The 7001-nt window shown below is 62.4% G+C and carries 5 protein-coding genes, 1 tRNA gene and 2 rRNA genes; 3 read left to right on the top strand and 5 right to left on the bottom strand.

Going from position 1 to position 7001, the window contains the following annotated elements; all coding sequences use genetic code 11:
• Positions 1–116: 116 nt before the first annotated feature.
• Together P2G67_RS16270 and P2G67_RS16265 are read right to left on the bottom strand one after the other, a co-directional pair.
• A complete protein-coding gene (locus P2G67_RS16270; protein ID WP_322099732.1) occupies positions 117–1034 on the bottom strand; it encodes a hypothetical protein in 918 nt (305 codons plus the stop codon).
• Between the two features lie 74 nt (positions 1035–1108).
• Positions 1109–1612: a PAS domain S-box protein gene (locus P2G67_RS16265; protein WP_275824353.1), complete on the bottom strand. Its 504-nt coding sequence runs from the start codon at positions 1610–1612 to the stop codon at positions 1109–1111.
• A gap of 685 nt (positions 1613–2297) precedes the next feature.
• On the opposite strand from P2G67_RS16265, the gene P2G67_RS16260 reads away from it, so the two are divergent.
• The 3 genes from P2G67_RS16260 to P2G67_RS16440 all read left to right on the top strand — a co-directional run bounded on the left by P2G67_RS16260 (position 2298) and on the right by P2G67_RS16440 (position 6526).
• Positions 2298–2642: a plasmid mobilization protein gene (locus P2G67_RS16260; protein ID WP_275824352.1), complete on the top strand. Its 345-nt coding sequence runs from the start codon at positions 2298–2300 to the stop codon at positions 2640–2642.
• Positions 2639–4285, top strand: a complete 1647-nt coding sequence (locus P2G67_RS16255) for an LPD7 domain-containing protein (protein ID WP_275824351.1) — start codon at positions 2639–2641, stop codon at positions 4283–4285. Before P2G67_RS16260 ends, P2G67_RS16255 begins: the two co-directional genes overlap by 4 nt.
• 543 nt (positions 4286–4828) lie before the next feature.
• Complete coding sequence (locus P2G67_RS16440; protein ID WP_367575380.1) at positions 4829–6526, top strand: recombinase family protein; 1698 nt, start codon at positions 4829–4831, stop codon at positions 6524–6526.
• On the opposite strand, the gene P2G67_RS16245 is transcribed toward P2G67_RS16440, so the two are convergent.
• From P2G67_RS16245 to P2G67_RS16235, 3 genes are all read right to left on the bottom strand, one after another.
• Positions 6483–6559 (bottom strand) — tRNA-Met (locus P2G67_RS16245). The genes P2G67_RS16440 and P2G67_RS16245 overlap by 44 nt on opposite strands.
• Positions 6560–6608: 49 nt before the next feature.
• A 5S ribosomal RNA gene (rrf, locus tag P2G67_RS16240) occupies positions 6609–6724 on the bottom strand.
• Between the two features lie 152 nt (positions 6725–6876).
• Positions 6877–7001: ribosomal RNA gene (locus P2G67_RS16235) — 23S ribosomal RNA — on the bottom strand; the annotation flags it as partial.

The following is a 7001-nucleotide window of genomic DNA, read 5'->3' as shown; positions in this document are numbered from 1 at the left end:
AGAGAGGACCGCCGACCTCCATAGCCCCGCCGAGGCTGCAGGGTAAGGCGAGCGCAATACTGAAGCACGGCGCGGCTTGGCTGCTTCAGAACATCAAACCCGGTTGTTAGAGGTCCTCAGCTTACGGAATTTGCCTGACATCTGTTCCAGCTTGGCTTCCCATTCGGGGTTCGGTTGCTGGCCCTCAATTGTCTTGAAATAGACTTGCATCTGCAGGTGATGGCAAAAGGTTCCAGCAGTGCGGCCTTGATGCTCCATGCGAACAGCAGCGCGAATACCACGCCGCCTGCCGCCCATGCGCCGGGCATCAGGTAGACCACCAGCGCAGCTGGCGCGAGCATGACAAGAAACACTACAAAACTGAGGCCGTAGACAATAATTGCCAGCCATGCAGCATTCTTAAGCATTGGCTTGTAGTTCTGCGCATAGAGCACGAGCGCCACTTTCGCTGACCCCCATGCATTTGTCGAATTCGTGCGGATGGCGTGGGCAAGGATCACTTCGTCAACGAACCCGACGGCGACGCGCAAAAACGCGGATATGATACCGCCAATCTGTTGCGCTCCGGGAATCGGCAGAATGGTCAGGATGCCACGCACCAATCCCGAAATGGCGCGCACAACGCCTTTGATCAATTGATCGACGGCGAACAACACGCTGGCCTGCGGAAACCGTTCTTTAACCACCGCTGTTGCATGACTGATTTGGCTGCGGCCATGCGGCATCAGTTTACCATCAATCAATTCGATCAAAACGGCAATGTGTCCGGCCTTGACGATATAGAGAATATATTCGCGCGCCCAATACATAAAGACGCCAAAAAGCCCAAAGCCCGCAAAGCCGCCCCACATTGTTGTCGTGGCGCGAAACTCTTCGTCGCCAAACCCACCGACACCCCAGCCGACACCGGCGCCGACACCGGTAATCAGAATATAGCCCAGCGAGATCCCGAAATAGACCGCCATGCGCAACAGGATAAACGGCATCGTGCGCACCATCATTCCGAGCGCACCTCCAATACTAAAATCCCACATTTCCCTCTCCCGAGTAAAGCTACTTTGCCTGCCTAAAAAACCGTTCCCTGCGCTTGGATCACCCCTCGCACGTGCTATTGCCGTATTTCGCCACGCTCCTGCATCACGGCCTCGGCATACTCCTCGGTGACCGCTACCATCCTGTAGTCGCCAGGCGTCAGGACCAGCATCTTGCCCGGCAGGCCATCGAAGAGCCGCGACAGATGCTCGGCGGATAAGCTGACACTTTTGCGCAGAGCCTCGTTTTGCTTGCTCAGGCTGTCGGCCCGCGTCTCTGCACGGACAGTCCGGGTAACGTCACGGATACTGGCAACGATGGCCTCCGTCCCCTCGAAGACGACCTTGCTCCAGGCGAAGGAGGCGGCGTAGTGGTCCCCGGATTTCCCGACAATGGTCCAGGTGCCTGCATCGGTCACCGTCCCCTCGAATTGCCGAACCCGTGTAACAAGTTGGGCTCGTTCGGCAGGCGGGCGCAAGTCGATGATCGTCATCGCCTGCAGCGTCTGCGCATCGTAGCCCAGCCAATCCTGGGCCGCGCTGTTTACGGCGAGGATCCGCAAGCTCTCGACGGAGAACACCCAGACGGGAAGCAGGAGGTGCTCATAGGCTCGGATGGCCGCCTAGGGTAGCACCGGCAGGTTCGTCATGCTTCCCTCACGTCAGCAAGCCGCGCAGCAAATTTAATGCCGTTGCTACAGGAGCAATATGATTCAGGCAATCGCTTCGCTGCGCGAGGAGACATGGCCGTTATCCTGGTGGAGCGCCGGAGGCCGTCCCGTTTCGGATCTTTCTCCTATCCCTCCCAATCCTTCCAATCAAAGCTATGCGCTGATCGATTTCAGCTTCTGTCGCTCTCACCTGGAACGTCAGCCACTCGCGGAAACACCTGCCGCCTGACGGCGGCGGGCGGGGCGCGCGCTTGCGCTGTGTGGGGGCGCCGCGCCCGCCCCGCCCTGGGCAGTAATCCTGCTCAGCAGCTTTCCCCCAGGCAGGCCATCTTCAGAATGCGAACCGAAGGCCCCTCGCCTTTTCTCATTGGAAATCCATAAACTTTGAACGCGGCTTCTCGCGCTCCTCGATTCTGCACGCCCCCCCTTTTTCCCAAAACGTTAACCCGCTTTTAACCAGGCAGCCTCACTTCATCTCAGGACAGCCTTGGGTAGCCAGCCATGCCCTTTGTTCCACAAAGCGCAGCTGGCCAGGGGGCGGAGCCCCCGTGGACCCCCAACCAGGCACCCACAAACGGTCAAAGGAGACTGCCTTATGAGACACGACGAGATCATCCGCTTCCGCCTCAGCGCCGCCCTCAAGCAAGAGCTTGCGGCTGCGGCACGGGCGGCCGACGAGCCACTGTCAGCCTATATCCGCGCGGTGCTGGCCGCCCATGCCACCTGCCGCGACGCCGAGACCGAGCGCCAGCTGCTGGCCGAGCTGGTCGCCCTGCGCGGCGCCGTGGGGCGGCTCGGCAACAACCTCAACCAGATTGCCCATCACCTGAACGCAGGCGGCGCCCTGCCCGCGGCAACACCGGAGCGCATTGTCCGGGCGGCCGAGAGCATGCAGCGGCAGGTGGCCGCAACCCTCGACCAACGGCGGGCCGCCCGGTGATTATCAAGTCCACGCGCATCCGTGCCGAAAGCGGCCACAAGGCCGTGGCCACGCACGTCCTGCGCGGGAAAGACAACGAGCAGGTGGCTTGCCTGAGCGGCGATGAGACGCTGCTTGTCGATGCGGTGGCCGACGCCCGAAGTTGGCAGCGGCGCTATGCCCTGCGGCACTTCTCGGTGAATCCCGATGCACCGCTGGAGCGGCGTGACGCCGTCGCGGTGTTCCAGTCACTGGCCTCGGAGTTCGGCTTTGACCTGCAGCGCTGCCTCATCGTCGAGCACCAGAAACCCCGGGCCAGGAACGCGGGCTTCGGGCAGCACTGGCACCTGCTTGTGCCCGAAGTCGACCCCCTCACCGGGCGCGTGCTCAGCAGCTCACACAGCTACCTGCGCCAAGAGAAAATTGCGCGGCGCGCCGAACTGCGCTTCGGTCACAAGCTGACGCGCGGGCGCCACAACACCGCCGTGGTCGCAGCCCTGGAGGCCGAGGGGCGCACCACGGCAGCACAGCAACTGGAGCAGGAGGGCCTAACAGATGGCCCCCTGCCTCAGGCCGCCTACACGAGCGACCAGCACCAGGCGGCAAAACGCGAGGGCCTCTCGCTGCCGCAAGCCCGCGCAGCGGTCAAAGCTGCCTGGGAAGCAAGCGACAGCGCGCAAGCGCTGACAGCCGCCCTGGCGGAGCAGGGCCTGGGCGTCGCCCCCGGCGACAAGCCCGGCACCTGGATCATCACCCACAGCAACGGCCGCGTCCTGGGCGCCCTGCATCGCTTCGCAGGCGTCCGCAAAGCCGCCGTTTCACAACGCATGAAAGGAGAAACTCATGAAAATCAACGTACCACCGCAGCAGCCACCCGCCGAGCAACTCGGCCGAGCGACATACGACCAGACCCGCAAGATCTACAAACACACCGGCGCCATCCTCGACCACCTGAACAACCCGCCCGAGGGAGAGGACGACCCACTGGAGCAGCTCTACCAGATACTGCTGCAGATGGACCGGCGCCTGTATCGGATAGAACAGCGCTTGCACATAGACTCGCCGCCGCACGACTGAGGGCTGCGTATAAACGCAATCCGCGTAGGCTCTATCCCCTGCCTCCTGCTGTTCCGACGCCCAAACCGCAGACCAGGCCAGCCGCAGGCGCCATCGTCCATCCCCTGGTCGGCACCGCCATCCAGACTCGTCGCCAGGCCGAGGCCGTCGCCGCGCGCTGGCGTCGTCTCGGCTGCCACGCAAAAGCCAGGGACACGCACGTTCTGGTAACGGGGAAGGACTGGCGCATTGCCGACCACGGCAACCGCTGCCTCTTCGACAAGGCACACCCGGAGGCCATCGCGCTTGCGATGACCAAGGCCAAACGCGAATGGGGCGGTGCGGTGCTGGCCTCCGGCAGCCAGGCGTTCCTGGAACTGGCCTGGCTGGAGGCACAGCGCCAGGGTGTCCGCTTCTCGGTCAAGGGCAAGCCCGATTGGCAGCCGCCGCCGCACGTCCTGGCCCAGTGGCGCCAGGAGCAGGCACCAACGCAAACCCCACCAGAGGATCCGGGCGTCATGCCGGACCCAGACGAACCAGACCCAGACGAACCGGTGCAAGACGAGGAATCATCGACCCCGCCGCCTGCGTCCGGACCAGGCTTCTGAATGCCGCCTGCAGCAGTGGTTTGGCTCCTTTTCGGGCCATCTCGGATATTCCCGCACTGCCCGCGGTACTTTCTTCTTGACTATACGTAATTTTATTGCTTTAATGGGTGTATCTTTGTTTTAAATGGAGGAAATCATGCGCTAGAACCCGACCGAAACCCTTCCCGCCCGCTCCGGCCATTTTCGGCCGCTTGCCGAGGCTGCATTTCGCGCAGCCAAAGACCGCAAGGTTCGAGGGCGTAAGCCTGAACGATTTCAAATCCGGAGAACAGATGATGTTCGACTTTAAATTAATTTGGAGCATACTATGCAATCAAACATTGATAAGGCCGCAGGGCCACCAAGCGATAGTCCCGACCTGAGTGTCATAAGCCGCTTTCTCGCCAGAGCCTACGTGGCCGAGCGCCTCGCGCAGTCACAACAGGATCCTTGCGACGACCCGCAGCCTGAGCCGAGCGAGACTCGGCACTGACACCCGCTTTGCCCCGGAACCGGTCCCGGTTCCGGGGCCTCCGGGACCCCAACGAGAGAGAAAGGAGACCTATGACACAAGCCCTTCGTGCCATCATCTACGCACGCTATTCCACCGACTTGCAGCGCCCGCAATCCATCGAGGACCAGTATCGCCTTTGCCAGCGGGTCGCCGAGCAACAGGGCTGGGAGATCGTTGCCCAACTTCAGGACGGCGCCACCTCCGGCGCCACCATTAACCGCTCGGGGCTTAACGCCTTGCGTTCCATCATCACGTCTTACGGCACCGACATTATCCTGGTGGAGGCCTTCGACCGCTTGAGCCGCGACATGGCCGATATGGCGACACTCCACAAGGAAGCTGAGTATCACAACGTGCGCTTCTATTCGGTTGCCGACGGCTTCGCGACGCCCATGACCGTGGGGCTGCGCTCCATGATGGACAGCGAGTTCCTGCGCGCCTTGAAACAGAAAACCCATCGCGGTCTGGAAGGCGTCATCCTGGAAGGACGCCACACCGCGCGCCCGCCCTACGGCTACTGCAACGACCCCGCCGCTGCCCCCGACAAACGCGGCGTCCTCGCCATTCATCCAAAGCATGCCGATGTGGTCCGGCGCATCTACCGGGACTATGCCGAGGGCAAATCGCCCATCGCCATCGCCAAGGCGCTCAATGCCGACGGCATCCCAAGCCCCACGGGCAAGCCCTGGCGTGATACCACCATCCGCGGTCACGCGACGCGGCAATCGGGCATTCTGCGCAACCCGATTTATCACGGCACGATGGTCTGGAACCGCACGGAGTATCGCAAACACTACGAGACCGGTCTGCGCCAGGCCCGGGTGCGCTCCGCCGACGAATACGTCACCCGAGAGGTTCCGCAGCTGCGCATCATCGATGAGCCGCTCTGGCGGAAGGTTCAGGACCGCCTCAAGGCCACGGCCAACAGCGGCAAGGGCCGGCGCTCGGACCTTGCAAAGGGCAACACAGCCAAGGACGGCTTCTGGAACCATCGCCGTACCAAGCACTTCCTCTCCGGCCTGATGGTCTGCGGCACCTGTGGCGGCGCCATGGGCAATGCCGGGAAGGACTACATCGGCTGCACCAACGCGCGAAAGTCCGGCACCTGCACCGAGAAGAAGTCGGTCCGGCGCGCTGAGGTGGAAAGCCTGGTCCTCGACAGCCTGCAGCACCGCTTGATGGACCCGAACCTGCTGGCCGACTTCATCAAGGCGGTTCAGGCCGAGGCCAAGGCCGCCCTGAAAGCGGCCCGCCAGAAGCGTGAGCAGACGGAGCGAACTCTGGACGCCCTGCGCAAGAAGGAAGTTCACCTGGTCGACGCCATTGCAGACGGCCACGACGCCAAGCCGCTCATGGACCGGCTGACCAGCATCGAAAACGAAATCACCGCCCTGGAAGTGCAGCTTGCGCAGTCCGAGGAGGAGCCGGTTTTGAATCTGGACGATGACCTTGCCGCCGTCTATCGCGCACGGGTTGCAGACCTTGCCCGTCAGCTGCGCTCGCCCGACGCAGAGGCGGCGCGCCAGCAGTTGCGCGACCTGATCGAGCGGGTGGTGATTTCCCACGACGCCGCCCAGGGACACCGGGTGACGCTGGAGGGGGCCATCGTGGAGATGCTGGAACTGGCAAGTGCTTTTGGCGCAACGCAAAAACCCGCTCTGGCTGGAGCCGGAGCGGGTGATTTGTTGTGTTGTTCGGTAAAGGTGGTTGCGGGGGCAGGATTTGAACCTGCGACCTTCAGGTTATGAGCCTGACGAGCTACCGGGCTGCTCCACCCCGCGGGTGTTTTGTGTGGTGGAGGCTAGGAGAAGGTTCAAGCGGGCTTGGAAGACTTGGCGGCGACCGACTCTCCCACGCCTTAAGACGCAGTACCATTGGCGCTGAGGGATTTCACGGCCGAGTTCGGGATGGGATCGGGTGGTGCAGCCCTCGCCATGGCCACCAAGTCATCGAAGCCCGCTTGGGTGCCTCGGGTTCTGGGGTTCGCGTGTTTTTCTGCTTCGGGTTGGAAGCTTTTGAGGTTGGTTTGGTGTTTTGCGGCTTTTGCCGCTGTGCGTGGTGGGGCTGACCTGGCCTTGGGGCTTAGCCCTTTGGCGAGGTGATCAAGCCGATCGAGCGATTAGTAGGGCTTAGCTTCACGCATTGCTGCGCTTCCACCTGCCCCCTATCGACGTCGTGGTCTACGACGGCTCTCGGCGAGACCTGGTTTTGAGGGGGGCTTCC

This window comes from Aquibaculum arenosum, assembly GCF_029222965.1.
Lineage (GTDB): Bacteria > Pseudomonadota > Alphaproteobacteria > Kiloniellales > DSM-21159 > Aquibaculum > Aquibaculum arenosum.
The sequence above is the reverse complement of the archived record's forward strand: the minus strand, read 5'-3'. Positions and strand labels throughout refer to the sequence as shown.

Coding starts and splice junctions, on each gene's coding strand:
- P2G67_RS16270 (WP_322099732.1), bottom strand. CDS start 1,034: ATGTGGGATTTTAGTATTGGAGGTGCGCTCGGAATGATGGTGCGCACG.
- P2G67_RS16260 (WP_275824352.1), top strand. CDS start 2,298: ATGAGACACGACGAGATCATCCGCTTCCGCCTCAGCGCCGCCCTCAAG.
- P2G67_RS16440 (WP_367575380.1), top strand. CDS start 4,829: ATGACACAAGCCCTTCGTGCCATCATCTACGCACGCTATTCCACCGAC.